General features: G+C 51.5%; 4 protein-coding genes. 1 reads left to right on the forward strand and 3 read right to left on the reverse strand.

Annotation, left to right across the window (positions count from 1 at the left end; all coding sequences use genetic code 11):
- Positions 1-734: 734 nt before the first annotated feature.
- The 3 genes from CYPRO_RS09815 to CYPRO_RS09825 all read right to left on the reverse strand — a co-directional run bounded on the left by CYPRO_RS09815 (position 735) and on the right by CYPRO_RS09825 (position 12,437).
- Entirely contained in the window at positions 735-3,581 is a 2,847-nt protein-coding gene (locus CYPRO_RS09815; protein WP_114984450.1) for a helicase-related protein, read from the reverse strand.
- The gene (locus CYPRO_RS09820) at positions 3,578-8,887 is read right to left on the reverse strand and encodes a DEAD/DEAH box helicase (protein ID WP_114984451.1); all 5,310 of its coding nucleotides are present in this window, start codon (positions 8,885-8,887) and stop codon (positions 3,578-3,580) included. Before CYPRO_RS09820 ends, CYPRO_RS09815 begins: the two co-directional genes overlap by 4 nt.
- Positions 8,888-11,240: 2,353 nt before the next feature.
- A complete protein-coding gene (locus tag CYPRO_RS09825; protein WP_114984452.1) occupies positions 11,241-12,437 on the reverse strand; it encodes an ATP-binding protein in 1,197 nt (398 codons plus the stop codon).
- 1,058 nt (positions 12,438-13,495) lie between these two features.
- Here CYPRO_RS09825 and CYPRO_RS09830 point away from each other — a divergent pair.
- Positions 13,496-13,729, forward strand: a complete 234-nt coding sequence (locus tag CYPRO_RS09830) for an addiction module protein (protein WP_114984453.1) — start codon at positions 13,496-13,498, stop codon at positions 13,727-13,729.
- Positions 13,730-15,456: the final 1,727 nt, after the last annotated feature.

Consider the following 15,456-nt stretch of genomic DNA (forward strand, 5'->3'; position numbering starts at 1 on the left):
CTACCCACATGCTGCCCCTACAGGGCAGTCGGGTTTTCCGCATTGGTCATCCGCGTAGAGACGCAAAATCTCGCGTCTCTACAGTGCCGGGTGCCAGAACCAATTTGAGACCCACCACGGGATGCATTCCGCACAAATCCCGCAAAATCCCTAAAATCCGCGTTCTATCATCGCGTACCCTGACGTTGCCCTGTGTGGCGTCAGGAGCCGAGCTCCCGCATCCGGGCTATCACATCCCGCCACAGACAAATAAGATAAGACACCCTACATACGCAGTAACAACAATTAACCACGAAACCGTCATCCCGGAAACGCTCAAACCAAAGCAAATAATCACCTCAAAACACACTGGCGTTATCCGGGATCTACCAACTTCGGCCTGCGACCTTCCCTGTAGCCCACCACCAAAACGCTGCACGAGACTTTGCAGAACCGACATCGCAGCCGGAAATTCATATTGCGGCATTTCCCGCTTGGCAGATCCCGGATAATGCTGCTTTACGTTTCGTGCAGGTTACCAATCCCCACGCCGCAGCATTTCCGGGATGACGGTCTCAGGACAAGGGAAAATAATAAGCCTCGAAGCCTAACAAACCCTTCAAGAGTTCAAAACCCTTGAAGGGTTTTCGCGCTGATTCCGGGTAATGGTTCTTATCACCAAAGCGAATAGGCTTCGTGCTGTTTGTGCAATACCCGCTTTATTTCCAGCAGTAAACAACTCTTATCCCGCTTGTTTACATGGATTTGGGCACCGGCAGCAGCACATACAGCCCCATGATGTCGGGCGGCAATACGGGGGTGACCTTTTCATAGCGCCTGCCGCCGACGAGATTCCGGAAACGTCCGTGCGCTTCTACAAGACGCTCCGCGCGCTCGGTCGCCAACTCACTCAGCTGCGCATTGAGCGACCTGAGCTGTATGAGGGCACGCTCAATATCCTGCTTCTGCCGCTCGGCAGAGAGCGACTGCGCGCTTTGGGTGGTGGCAAGCAGTTCGCGGGCACTTTCAAAGCCAAGATAGGTTCGGTCGTTTTCAGGGCCGCTGAATCCCCACAAGTACATTTCCTCCGAAACCACCTGATTGGCCGTATTAAGCTCACGAATCACGTTGCGCACACGGAACATCACCAGCACAGTAAGGCGCTGCACCGCATTGGTCATAATGGCTGAAACCCGCGCAACCGGCTCAAAGCGGTCGCTGCCATCAAAGGCGAGGGCCAGCATAAACTGACAGAGCTGCTCAACAAAGGCGTGGTTCCGCCCGATATAGCGAAACCCCTTTGGGGTAGGCGACTCGAACGAAATGCGGGCCCGGTCCTGTCCCGGGAAGTGGCCTCGCAGATGGTCCGGCAGATTGATGAGGGAGACCATCCAGCCGGTGCCAATCCGGCTGATTTCCGCGCCAAGCAGGGGCAGGCTGCCTGTCACGAAGCGTTCGACCGCGCTTACATCCCCGATGGCTTCATCAATTTCGTTAAGGTTGTGCTGAATATCGTCTTTACTGACATTTTCGTGGGCAAAAATGGATCGCAGCTTCTCGCCCCGCTTGCGTGCTTTTTCGATCTCTGCACTGAAGTACTCCTCCTCAAAAAGCGAAAGCTGAGGCGCGTCCTCGTCAGACTGCCCCAACAGGATTTTCGTGAACACGGTATCCATTACCGATTCGGCCTCATCACCAAAGTTTATGGTGACTCCGATGGACTGATGAATGTTGTGCACCTTCCGAATGAGGACTTTCATCACGTTGGCGTCAATTTCATTGTCTTGGCCGTGGAGGATGTAGGCCTTCACCTCATTTTGGGCGGCGCCGGGCACGCCGGTTTGCCCGAAGCGGTCCACGCGCCCGTCCCGCTGTTCGAGGCGGTTGGGGTTCCAGGGCAGGTCGTAGTGCAGCACGGCGGTGAAGTGCTCCTGCAGGTTGATGCCCTCACTGAGGCAGTCGGTTGCAACGAGCACCCGGCTGGAAGAGCGGCCCAGCAGTTCGACCTGCTCGCGGCGCTGCTCATCGGCCAGCTCAGAGGTGATTACCATAATTTCGGTTTTGGCAGGCAGCAGCGCTTTGAGGTGCTCTCCCACATATTTGGCCGTCGGGATGTATTTGCAGAACACAATCGGCTGATGCCCCTCACGCAGCCACTCCTTAAGCTGTGCCGCAGCACGCTTCAACTTGGCGTCTTTTTCCGGGCCGTACAGGCCCTGCATGAGTTTGCTGAGCTCTCGCAGCCGCCTGATTTCACCGGATCCCAACCCGGCATTATCGAGCAGCTCGGCCTGCGTGAAATCGGAATCCAGTTCATCCGATTTAAGCACGGGATTGGGCAGGCTTGCCGCTTCATCGAGTTCTTCTTTGGCAAGCTCGCGCTGCTGCCTGTTTTGCAGCATTTCAAAACCGGCAGCCGGACTCGACATCACCCCGCGCAACAGGGCAAGAGCGGCCCACAGCCGCATGCGCCCCCGTGCACTGCCGGGTTGCGCAGCAAGTGAGATGCCCCGCGCAAAAGCTTTTATGGTCTTGTAGGCGCGCTTATAGTCGGCGTGGAGGTTGTAAGGGATTTCGCGAATTTCACGTTCGGGAAACAGGCCTGGTTCGTTTAGCCAGCGGATGATGTTAGGGCGTTTGCGCTGAATGAAGTAATCTGCAAGCTGCCGGCGCTGCTGCGCTGTAATGTGGTCGAAGTCGAGGTGTTTTAATGCGGGATTAAGCAGCCCGAGCAGAGACTTGAACTCTTCATCTTTGCCCGAATGCGGGGTTGCCGTGAGCATAAGCAGATGCCTGTCGGGCACCTGTGCGATGTGATGCAGCAGCGCGTGCCGTAGCTGCTGTTTAACATTTTTGGCGCCGGCAGGCAGGGCGCAGGTATGGGCTTCATCCACAATCACCAGCTTAGGGCAATCCTGAAGGAAGAGCGCCCGGCGGCGGTCCGATTTGAGGTAGTCGATGGAGATGACCTGATACGGCAGGTGGAAGAACACGGAGCGGTCGTCGGGCAGGCGGCGGTCAAGGGAGGCGGCTGTACTCGAACGGATGATTTCAGCCTGAATGTCGAGTTTGTCGCGCAGCTCAGCCTGCCACTGCTCGCACAAATGCGGCGGGCAAATGACTGCGAAGTTCCGGATTTCGCCCCGCTCCAGCAGTTCTTTAAGGATAAGCAGGGCTTCGATGGTTTTCCCGATGCCCACATCGTCGGCAATCATCAGCCGGGTGACTTCCTGCTTTAGCGCCATAACCAGCGGCACGACCTGATACGCCCGCGGCCGGAACGAGATTTTGCCCATACAACGAAAGGGGCCGCTCGCATGGCGGAACGACAGCCGGGCAGCGTCGTAGAGCAGCCGCGCTGTGCGGAACGCGCCCAGCTGTGCGGGTTCCGGCTCCGGGAAGCTGTCGGACACGATATCCTCACCTTCAAACCGCAGCTTACGGTGTACCCCCGTAATTTCCTGATCGGACCCTCCCAGCGGTTTAAGCAGAATGATATCGGGATGGGGTGAGGGCAGCACAATCCAGCGACGATCGCGGTAGCGCACGAGCTCGCCGGGTGAGTGCTGAGCAGCAGGAGCTGAAACAGGAACAGGGGTCATAGTTTTCGAAAAATATCTTTGCGTCGGGAAATAAGTTGTTCAATAGAAGCGGTAATGTCCTCACCGGAGCGTTCGTTAAAAAACCAGGTAATAACATCAAGACCGCTGTCGCGCATAAGGTTGCGTTTGTGTTCGTCCTCTTTCTGCTGCCTGTCATTGGCATGTATACTACCATCGCAAAAGAGAAAAGCCTTTTGCTTGCCCTGCGGGTCATAAAACACAAAATCGGCATTGATGAAAAAACTGCTAAGATTCTCCTGTGCGGTATTGGGCAGCACATATCGGTTTTTATAAAGATAGTGAATGAGCGGTGCTTCAGTGGCAGAGGTATAATCGATGTTTTTCAGCAGCCACTGATACTGCTCCTCGTAGCTGCGGTTTTGGATAAAGCGCTCCAGCACACTATCCATGAGGCGCTCGAGCGGCTCCTTCACTTTGGTCCGGTCGAGACTGTCGTGATACGGCTGATTGTAGTAGGAAAGCAAATCGCTGTAGGAAGCCTTAAGCAGATTCTCACCGTCTTCGGTACGGGTTTCCGGATCGTAATGAAGAATGCGGTAGGCTTCGGTGTAGACCTGCTTCATTTTAGCGTCTTCGCTAATCATTTGCGACAAGATACCAAGACTGCCTTCAGCAGCCTCATACAGCATGATGTTGGGCGCTTCCGGGCTTCCGAGAATCCAGACGCCGATTTCACTTTCTTCCACCTGAAACACGGTTTCAACACCGCGTTTGAGCGCATAAGCTAGGGTGATGACCTGATCGGGTTCCAGGCCCAGCTCTTTCACGGGCTGCAGGTAGAGCGTATCGGCTGTATCGCGGGCGAAAATCCGCACCTCGCGCAGATACTTTTTCTTTTCGGGATCATCCCGGTCTGATTGACGCAACCATACGCCGGTTTCTTCATGAATAAGAAAACTATCCTCAGCCTGTGACCTCCTCCAGCGGTGATTAACCTGCACGAGCTGCGTAGCAGGGCAGTAAATGGCGCGCAGCAGCGGCTCACCTGCTACTTTAATATTGGCCTGCTGGGTCGCCTCAATGCCCTGCGGATAGCTGAAATAGTTGTCGATCTGATAGCCGGTAGAGGTGCGCTCCTCTTCTTCACAGGAGATACGTTCCTGCGGCAGGGCTTCGGTTTCACTGAGCTCCGTCAGATTGGCAATGACGGTCATGGTTTCACCGGAATCAAGTGCTTTTCGTGTGATGGGGTCATTGTTGGATTCTGCATCTTTATCCCCAACAAAAATATAGCTTGTTTCCTTTGATACGACGGCCTTTTGCAGACGCAGCTGAAGGTCGGCCAGCATCATGCGGTGAATGCGGTATTTGCTGCCATTGTGGTAAATAAGGTTACCCGGCCCGAATTCCTTGAGCGCAATAAACCGGGGGCGGGAGATATAGCTGCCCTGCTGCTGACTGCGGTAACCGGCATACACCCGAACCGGCAGGCGAGTAAAGTTGTAACCGGGCAGGAAGCCTTCTGCGGCCAGATAGCGAAACACATAAAATTCCGACTCATTGCCGAAGCGGTCGCGCTTGTCGTTGAGCAGCAGTTCCTGCTGCCGGAGTGCAGATTTTAGGAGGAGGTCGGCATTTCGCTTCTCCGGACTGGATGACTTGATGGTGGGATCTTTTTGAATTTTCTGCGCTCTTGAAATGGTCTGCTGCACATGCCGGAAGAGTACCCGCCAGCGCTCAAAGGCTGAATTAAAATCATGCCAGAAATTACCCGCCTTCTGGAAAAGATATTCGTCGGAGTACCAGCTTGTTTTCTTCAGCCGCGGAATCAGGCCGCTGATGACCGTAAGAAATTCATTGGCCCATTTGTCTGATGATTTCAGGGCCTGATGAATGGTTTCTCTGATTTCATCCCGAACGGGCAGGGTATCGGGGCGGCTAACATCAATTACATCTTTAACAGAAACACTTAGTTCACGAAGGGAGAGTTTCATCAGGATAAAAGCATGCAGATGGCTAAGCAGCAGCTCTTCATTGATGAGGTCGATGCGCGGTGGCACAACTTTGCCTGAAACCATTTCCTCGGGTTTGCTAAAATAATTGCGGTCGTGTGGGGAGCGGTTGGCACAATAGGTGAAAACGACAGCAGTTTGTCCGCTTCGGCCCGCCCTTCCGCTACGCTGCGCATAGTTGGCCGGGTTAGGGGGCACGTTTCGCATATGCACAATATTCAGCTCCTTAATATCAATGCCCAGCTCCATAGTAGGTGAACAGAACAGAGCAGAAATTTTGCCCTTACGAAATTCATTTTCCCGTTTAATGCGCTCATCGGCATCTACCTGCCCGGTATGCTCTGCACCGCGTATGGTTTTGGTGAAGGTACTGAAATCCGTTTCATACAGCTCCTTAAAAAATATGTTAGGCTTAATCTTCAGATCTTTAAATGACGGGTTCCGGACGGGGTCTGACCACACCGTTTTGCCGTCGCCCAGCCTCCACACAATGTTATCTGTTCGAAGCCGATAGCCCGAAACCGTATCCTTTTTCCCTTTAATTTCGCTGACTGTGAGCTGATTGGCCTTTTTGAGGAGCTGACAGATTCTTTCTGCACAGACCTCATAGGCCTCTGTATTTGGTTTTTCCAAACCCTTCTTGACGAAAAGCTGCTTGATATACTTACCAAATTTGGACTGAGGGCCAATGGATTCCGTCGGAAAATCTCGACTTGTTTTCCCTGGATTTTTATACCGCATGTATGTCGGCGAAGGAATTCTCCAGTTTTTTTCAGGAGACCAGAATTTATTTTCGTCCAGCTTAAGCTGCATCATACTTTCCGTTTGGCTTCTGTAGCTTTCAAAATACGGATGTGTGATGGCGTTGGAGGTTCGGAAATAGTGCAGCAGATTGGTCAGAATTTCAACCCTGCTTTCAGGGGTTTCATTTGCGAGAATTTCATTTCCGGCAAAATATTCGTCCCTGCCGCAAAATTCATCCAGCCTGTCATAGGAAATGGTAAGCAGACCAGTTTGCTCGAGGTTGGGAAGGTTATAGCGCCAGCCTTTTTTCAGATCAAGCAGCAGCAGAATGAGCAGGTAGCTTTTGAAAGCATCCTCATTTTCTTTATCCGGAAAATCATCATTCGGTTCACGTGCATACTCTGCCTCTTTAATGTTAAGAACATCAAAAACGGCATCCGCCAAATCACGCACTTTTAGCTTGTTCTTGTCTTCATTTTTTAGTGCGTGATAGAGTGCAGAGCGGAGCCGGACGGTTACAATGAAATCATTAAAATGGCCAGCTTGCAGGGAAGCATCCTGACGATTATCGGTAAAGCTAAGCAGCTTCTGAATTTTATCGGGCTGTTGTTGCCGGATGAGTTCGCGGACAACCCCGAAAGCTGTAATGGTCGTCGCGGTGCTTCGGCCTTCGTTACCGAGCTTCATAAGCTTTGTATTTTCTTTCGTATTGCTGCCGTACACCATACCGGAGGTTGGATCAAACAGCAGCCGGGCAGGCACAAACCAAGCCGCAAAGGGGCATGATTCCGTAGGGTTATCGGAAAACTTACCCCGTTTGTTTACATAAATCCGCCTCGGAACCCGATAGCTGTGATAGTCTTCAAGCCTCGGTTTTTCGTTAACCTCACTCCACCAGGTGTCGGGCAGCTCGCGAATTTGGTCATCGCTCCAGATCGGGTCTTCGCCTTCATAATCAAACAGCAGGTAGCCGTCGGGAAACAACTCAGGCGATAGTTTCTGCTTTTGTTTACCGGTTTTGTGGTTTTTCTTAAGACCACTTTGGGTAACGTTAGCCGTAACCTCGTCGGGGTCGCGCGGCTTTAGTTCGTGCTTCTCGAAATCTTTGCGCACACACAGAAACTCATGTCCTGAATGCCGGCTGAATACCAGCGGATACAGATACACCTGTTCCTGATCTTCCCCGACAAGGTACCGCTCAGTATAAAGACTGAGCCTGCGCCTGCCGGGTGGTTCAAGGGTCACAAAAACCGTACTTGTCTGTGAAACAAACTGATGCAGTTTAAAAGGAAGAAAGCTCTCCCGGCTTTTCCGAGCTGCCGCCTCTGCGTTAAGGTTTTCAAGAACTGCAAGAAGAGAGGTCAGGGTTACAGAGGCCGTACTGTGATCTGCTCCGGTATATTTGGCAAGCTGTATTGTAATTTGATCAATGCGTTGTGGTGTTCCCCGCTGAAAGTGATTAGGTTCTTTCTCGATGATAGCAACTTCACGTTCGAGCCACATGCAAAGGGGGTGTGTCCTGAAATTTTCGGCGGTAACGGGAACTTCAAAAGCGCCACGAACCGATTCCGGGGTATAGGCAGTATCAGGATCGGTGTAGAACTGCAGGTACTCACCAATAACCTGATCAGTTTTGTAAGTACGGTCAAAAATAATTTTGCCAACTTCGGCTACAGCCATTTTCTGTTCCTCAAGGCCTCCTTCAGTTGCCATAGTAGCGGAAGTACCAATACAAATAATTTCTTCACCCTTTAACTGCTTAATCCTTCTCACCAGCATGCTTACATCAGAACCCTGCCGCCCCCTGTAGGTATGTAATTCGTCAAAAACCAAAAATTTAAGGTCGGCAGCCATAGCCTGCCGCATCCAGCTTTCTTTCTCACGCGTGAGAATGAGTTCAAGCATCATGTAGTTGGTGAGCAGAATGTGCGGCTTAGTCTGTTCAACCGCCTGACGCTGTGTATCGCTGCTCTGCCCCGTATAACTGCTGTATCGAATCGGAAACGTCTTGGATGATAGTTTGCGGGCCATCTCAAGCAATTCAGCCATAGCCTTATCCTCATTGGCTTTGCTATCCGGATCGCAAATCTCCTGATTAGCCTTACTCATAAAACTACGCAGGTAATTGATCTCATACTTCATGATTTCTTCCTCCTGCGAATTAATGAGCGCATTCATCGGATAGACCAAAACAGCAGCTATTGAATTAAGCGAATCTTTATGTTTTAGAACATAATTGAATATGGTCGCCAGAAATGTCAGTGACTTACCTGATCCTGTTCCTGATGTAACAATAAACCCATTGTCGCTTATCCCCTGTCTGATCGCTTCTTCCTGATGCCGGAATAGACGGTAATTACCCAATATGTTGGGAATATCTTTGTGCATACCACGAGCCAAAAGAGCATCAATGTTTTCTGAACGATCAAAAGCAGGGTTAAACTGTACGAGGGGCTCTGGTAAAAGACCATTGGTATCAAACTTTTCTTTTACATGTTTAAGAATACTCTCATCTTTAATATTTATGAAAGATTTGATGTATTGCTTGTACTCATCAGTAACCCTTTTGTGAAGATCTAAAGCATTCATATCAAATCACGCCGGTATTTAGTAGAGAAAACGGTCCGTTTTGTTCAAAAAAATTGAAACTAACTATAGACGTTAAATAATTTATATTCATAAAGTTATGCAAACATGTATATTAATGACTTTAATTTCATACCGATAGCAATATAATAAATCACTTGCTGATGTAAAGCTGTAAACATCACCGATACGGTTGAAATTAGAGAGCAAAACCCAAAAAAAGATCGGCCAAGTATGACCAAAGGCTTTTTCAAACCCCATGAGTAATTAAACCTATTTCCATATTATTCACGCCGACATCCTGTAAGTTCTCTAGATTGTTGAAGCTTTCAGTCGAGGTAAAGATGTGATTAATCATCCTTCAGCCAGCTAATCGCCTCTTTGTTAGTATAAATATAACCTGGCTTCGGTTTAGGGAGCACACACTACAATAATGCCCTCCACACCCCGCACTTTCGCTACACTCACCCGTGCACCCCTCTCGAAAGAAAATTTTTTATATCCCAAACAATAACAATAGCACATATCCATATTGGCACGCTGAAACACCGATACACTAGCTCTCTGCCGTACTAAGCCGCCGGAGCGGGGTGTGAAGATCTCCTCAAAGGGCGAGTAACGCAGATATAACCTTCGGACCCACCGCAACCCATGCCCCGCACAGTCGAGATCGTGCACCGCTCATGAGGGCCGTGGGTCAGCATTGGTACTCCTTCGGGTTTCGTTCGCAACCCAGGCGGACAGCCCCATCCCCCACCCGAACAAGACCCGAACGTGACCCGAACGTGACCCGAATATGACCCGAATATGACAGGCTGCATTTGCAGCGTTTTTTGCGTTCTGAGTTCAAAGTTCTGCGTACTGAGATTAGCAGCTCTCGTATCAGGCTTCATGCTTAATATTGTTGAGGATGTAAATAATCTCCTCTTGAGAAGGGTGGTTCTTTTTCAGTGTGTCAAGAAACAGTATGTCGGTGTGTCAGTGTGTCTTTTGCAGGTTATGATGTTGATATTATTTGGGATACAAAACTCCCCTCTCGAGAGGGGTGGCCCCGGTTGTTGGGCGTGAAGGGCCATGAAGCCCGAACTGCACCCAATCCCTTTCAACGCCCAAATGCTGACGGGCCGGGGTGTGGAGAGGCCGACCGAAAGCTACGAACCAAATTACCGGCACAACGGCAATTGTGGTGGGGCAGCCTGCGGGCAGAAGCTCCTTGGCGTAAGCTGCTGGAATCCCGGCACCGAGGCGGTCACACCCCGCCCGTTCGCTTCGCTCACCCGGGCAACTCTCTCGCAGAGGGGAATTTTAGCTCCCTGGCTTTTCAGGATTTCCAGGCTCAAAACTAAATGTTGTAATTCAGGCATCGAAGTCTTTATTAAAAAGGCACTTACCAATTTCCCTCTCGAGAGGGGTGGCCCCGGCAGGAGCCTATGAAGGGTCTTGAAGCCCAAGCTGCATCCAAACCCTTTCAGCGCCTCGTGGGTGACGGGCCGGGGTGTGGAGATGCCAGTCGAAGGCAAGAAACCAAATTACCGAAAGAGAGGCCATTGGTGGGACAGCACACGGGCAGGAAACCAATTCTTACCACAGAACCCCTGCGTGTAGAGACGCGATGAATCGCGTCTCTACAGGGGCGGATTTCAAAACCAATCTGATAGCCGACGCCGAAACCGGTTGTAAGGGCGGACACGCAGGACCGCCCCTACAACCAGCACCCCTCTCGCAGAGGGGAGTTTTGGCTCCGTGGTGTTTCAGGATTTCCAAGTCATAACAACAATCTAAATATGGCATCGAAGCTATTATTAAAACAGCACTTACTAACTCCCCTCTCGAGAGGGGTGGCCCCGGCAGGAGCCTATGAAGGGTCTTGAAGCCCAAGCTGCATCCAAACCCTTTCAGCGCCTCGTGGGTGACGGGCCGGGGTGTGGAGAGTCCGACCGAAGGCAACCAATCAAATTACCGGCACTGCGGCAATTGGTGGAATAGCCCACGGGCAGCGAACTAATAATTTGCCCCGAATACTGCATCGTAGAGACGCGATTCATCGCGTCTCTACGGGGGGGGGATTTCAAAACCAAATCTGATAGCCGACGCCGCATCCGGTTGTAAGGGCGCGTCACGCAGGTCCGCCCCTGCACCGGTTGATTACCACATATGCGAATACAGGGGCAAAAAAATAATTTAACCTACCTATACTTGCACAGCATCGCTTCTCCTTCGGGATTCATTTGCAAAACAAGTGGACAGCCCCGAACATGACCCGAACGTGACCCGAAGGAAGTGCCTTATTTTTTCCTATAAAATAAGGCGCGTAAAACGTGACGTTTGAGTCCTCCATGAGCTGCATCTTTGTAAATCAATACAGAAAACCCAACAGCCACAGCGGGAGCTTATTCCCGTAGCCCTGCTCAATATCATCGGCTGCGATAAAGCTTCGGTTTGCACCGGAAAGCTGACGGGCCGTTTTTTGTTTTCCCCCTACTTCGATATGTACATCCTCAACAAGGAAATCCCCCGTTTCCGGCAGGAGCGGCTTCAGTCCCGCGTTGCTGAGCTGATTCATCACAAAGGACTCACGAAGCGAACCCGCATCAGGTGTCTGCCGCAGCGCGTACGAAAGGTTGGTATTCTCAAGAAAAACTTTCTCCGGCTTTTGCAGCGTAGATATCCCTTTTCCCTTACGCGTAAGCATATTCAGCAGCCGGGCTTCATCAAGATAGGTAAACCATGCATAAACCGATTCCCGGCTCACATTCAGCTTCCTTGCAATGGCTGATATGTTGGGTTTAAACGGAACGGATTCGGCAATCACGCCGAGCAACTTCTTAATCTTCTGCGCGGTACCGCCATCGAAATTTGCAATCACCGACAGATCAGATTCTACCACGGTGTTGATGATCTGATTGAGCAGGGCGGGGACGTCTTCCTCTCTTGTATTCACAATAATGGGCAGATAGCCCGTGCTGAGGTAGGACCGAAACAGGGGCAGCGGCTGAAATGAACCGAGCATATCGGCTGACACAGATTCATGGTTGAGCAGCAGCTCTTCCAGGGATAGCGTAGGGTGAGCAAAAATCTGCTTCAGTCCGAGATACTCCCGAAAGGACATGCCGGGCAGTTCATAGGTCATCACCCGTCTGCTCAGATCCGCCCCGCCCCGGTAAATATCAAGCGCTGAGGAAGCGGAAAAAACAATCCGCAGCTCGGGGAACCCATCATACATATTCTTCAGCTCCCGCGCCCAGTACGGGTATTTATGAACCTCATCAATAAACAGAAACCGCCCGCCATTCAGGTAAAAAGCTTCCGCTGTCTCAAAAAGCGTATGCGTGTAAAACCAGTAATGATCGGCGGTTACGTACAAAGCCTGCGTTGCGGAAAGGCTTAGGCCGAACTTTATACGCTGCAGCATGAGCGTCGTCTTCCCCGCCCCCCGCGGCCCTTTAATAGCGAGCATCCGCTGATCCCAGTTGATGTTGTCATACAAAAAACGGGTAAACCTCCGGTCAACCTGTCGGATTGCACTGAGATGAAACGTAAAGAGAGGGTCCATTTTCGAAAGATTAATGCGGACGGAGGGCTGAAGACGGAGACAAAGCCACAGCCACTTGTTAGGCTTACGATTGAAGCCGCAGGATACATTTTTTGTTGATATGAATCAACAAAAAAAGAGTATTTTGTTGGTTAGCATCAACAGAATTAGGCTTCAAGCACAAAAAAGGTTTCAAATAGGGCATAAAAGGTACTGTTAAATCAACGCTTAACAATTCCCCTCTTGAGAGGGGTGGCCCCGGTTGGAGCGTATGGAGGGTCTTGAAGCCTGAACAGCCTGCAAACTCTTTCAGCGCCTCGTGGGTGACGGGACGGGGTGTGACGCGATGCTGCTCAAAGCCTTCGAAATTCGGTGCAACATGGTAAATCGTGAGAGGTAGGAATGATGCGGATGCGACCCCCCAAATAAATTACGGGCCTTACCAGCAAGGGTCGTGCACGATTCGAACATTGTTGGCAAAAATCAATCACGATGGTATGCCGCCCCTTCAGGGCTCCATTTTTGTTGGACCGTGATCCCGGGGTTGGCACCCCGGGCTATGGGATGTCGCCCCTTCAGGGCTGATTGTGGCTTTGAGTTCAAAAAAAAGCGTGCAAATAAGGCTCAAATGTTACTGTTAAATCAGATCTTATAAATTCCCCTCTCGCAGAGGGGTGCGCCCAATGAGAAGCTGATTGAGTAGTTGCCACCGGAACAACATCTGAGGCTGTTTAAAAAATCAGAAAGTTGCGGGGCGGGGTGTGGAGATGCAGATCGAAGGCAACCAATCAAATTACCGGCACCGCGTAATTGATGGGACAATCCCACGGGCAGCGAACTGATAATTTACCCCGAATGTCGCCTCGTAGAGACGCGATTCATCGCGTCTCTGCAGGTGCGGATTCCAAAATTGATATGGTGGCCGGCGCCGAAACCGGTAAAAACAATACCTTAAAAAAACCTTAAATTCCACGGAAAGTAAGGGTTCTCGGTCACCCTCTTATTATTATTTTATCTTTAGTACAGTATAGCAGCACCTTTTTATCAATCCATTGAATAAATAAGCAAACTTCAAAACCATGATAACAGATTACAAAGATATACAGCATTCGGCCCTCAGCTTAGATGCAAGCGATCGCGCAAAATTAGCCAAAAAGCTCATCGAAAGCCTTGATCAGGAACCTGATTCGGAAGTTGAAAAAGCCTGGATTGCTGAAATCAAAAAAAGAAAAGCTGAGATCAAATCAGGAAGTATAACCCCCATTGCCGGTCATGAAGTACACAAGGCAGCTCGTGAACTACTTGCAAAATGACCTTCGAGTATCATCCTGGAAACGCCCACCCTGATGCAATACACACACCAAACTCCGCGGCGTTATCCGGGATCTACCAGCTTCGGCTTGTGACCATGTATGTTGTTCGACACCCAAAGTTCGAAACGGATTTTGCGGAACCAAACATCTGGGGCCTTCTAAACACATGGCGGCAGGTCCCGCCTGGCAGATCCCGGATAATGCTGCAAGAAGTTTCGTGCGGGTTCAAAACCCCGCGCCGCAGCATTTCCGGGATGACGGGCTTGGGTGGTGTTGAACTGTGATCGGGGCAGGCAGGTACCAGACCGGCGCGCCCAGCGCGCGCCGTATCTTCAACAAAATCAAACGCGTTATCCGGGACCTACCAGCTTCGGCCTGCGACCATGTGTGTTGCAGGCTTTCTAAAGTTCGAAACGGTCTTTGCGGAATCAGGCATCAGGGGCCTTCTAAACACATGGCGGCAGGTCCTGTTTGGCAGATCCCGGATAATGCTGCTTGAGGTTTCGTGCGGGTTATTCAGCCCCGCGCCGCAGCATTTCCGGGATGACGGCCTGGGGGGGTTGGATTGTGATCGGGGTAGGCAGGTACCAGACCGGCGCGCCCAGCGCGCGCCGTATCTTCAACAAAATCAAACGCGTCATCCCGGAAACGCCCGCACCGAAGCAACATAAATGCCCCGGTTGCCCGCGGCGTTATCCGGGACCTACCAGCTTCGGCATGTGACCATGTGTGTTGCAGGCCTTCAAAAGTTCGTAACGGACTTTGCGGAATAAAGCATCAGTGGCCTTCTAAACACACGGCGGCAGGTCCCGCCTGGCAGATCTCGGATAATGCTGCAAGAAGTTTCGTGCGGGTTCAAAACCCCGCGCCGCAGCATTTCCGGGATGACGGGCTTGGGTGGTGTTGAACTGTGATCGGGGCAGGCAGGTACCAGACCGGCGCGCCCAGCGCGCGCCGTATCTTCAACAAAATCAAACGCGTTATCCGGGACCTACCAGCTTCGGCCTGCGACCATGTGGGTTGCAGGCCTTCCAAAGTTCGAAACGGACTTTGAGGAACCAAGCATCTGGGGCCTTCTAAACACATGGCGGCAGGTCCCGCCTGGCAGATCCCGGATAATGCTGCAAGAAGTTTCGTGCGGGTTCAAAACCCCGCGCCGCAGCATTTCCGGGATGACGGCCTGGGGGGGGTGGATTGTGATCGGGGTAGGCAGGTACCAAACCGGCGCGCCCCGCGCGCGCCGTATATTTAATAAAATCAAACACGTCATCCCGGAAACGCCCACACCGACGCTACATAATTGCCCCGATTGCCCGCGGCGTTATCCGGGACCTACCAGCTTCGGCCTGCGACCATGTGGGTTGCAGGCCTTCCAAAGTTCGAAACGGACTTTGAGGAACCAAGCATCAGTGGCCTTCTAAACACACGGCGGCAGGTCCCGCCTGGCAGATCCCGGATAATGCTGCACGAGGTTTTGTGCGGGTTCAAAACCCCGCGCCGCAGCATTTCCGGGATGACGGCCTTGGGGGGGTTGGATTGTAGGACGTGGCAGGGAGCAAACCGAACCGGCGCGCTCTCGCGCGCCGTATCTTCAACAAAATCAAACACGTCATCCCGGAAACGCCCACACCGACGCTACATAAATGCCCCGGTTGCCAGCGGCGTTATCCGGGACCTACCAGCTTCGGCATGTGACCATGTATCTTGTTCGACACCCAAAGTTCGAA

The organism is Cyclonatronum proteinivorum, from assembly GCF_003353065.1.
Classification (GTDB): Bacteria; Bacteroidota; Rhodothermia; order Balneolales; family Cyclonatronaceae; genus Cyclonatronum; species Cyclonatronum proteinivorum.

Excerpts from the sequence above, each read along its gene's own strand:
- CYPRO_RS09815 (WP_114984450.1), bottom strand. The coding sequence starts at position 3,581 with ATGACCCCTGTTCCTGTTTCAGCTCCTGCTGCTCAGCACTCACCCGGC.
- CYPRO_RS09820 (WP_114984451.1), bottom strand. The coding sequence starts at position 8,887 with ATGAATGCTTTAGATCTTCACAAAAGGGTTACTGATGAGTACAAGCAA.
- CYPRO_RS09825 (WP_114984452.1), bottom strand. The coding sequence starts at position 12,437 with ATGGACCCTCTCTTTACGTTTCATCTCAGTGCAATCCGACAGGTTGAC.
- CYPRO_RS09830 (WP_114984453.1), top strand. The coding sequence starts at position 13,496 with ATGATAACAGATTACAAAGATATACAGCATTCGGCCCTCAGCTTAGAT.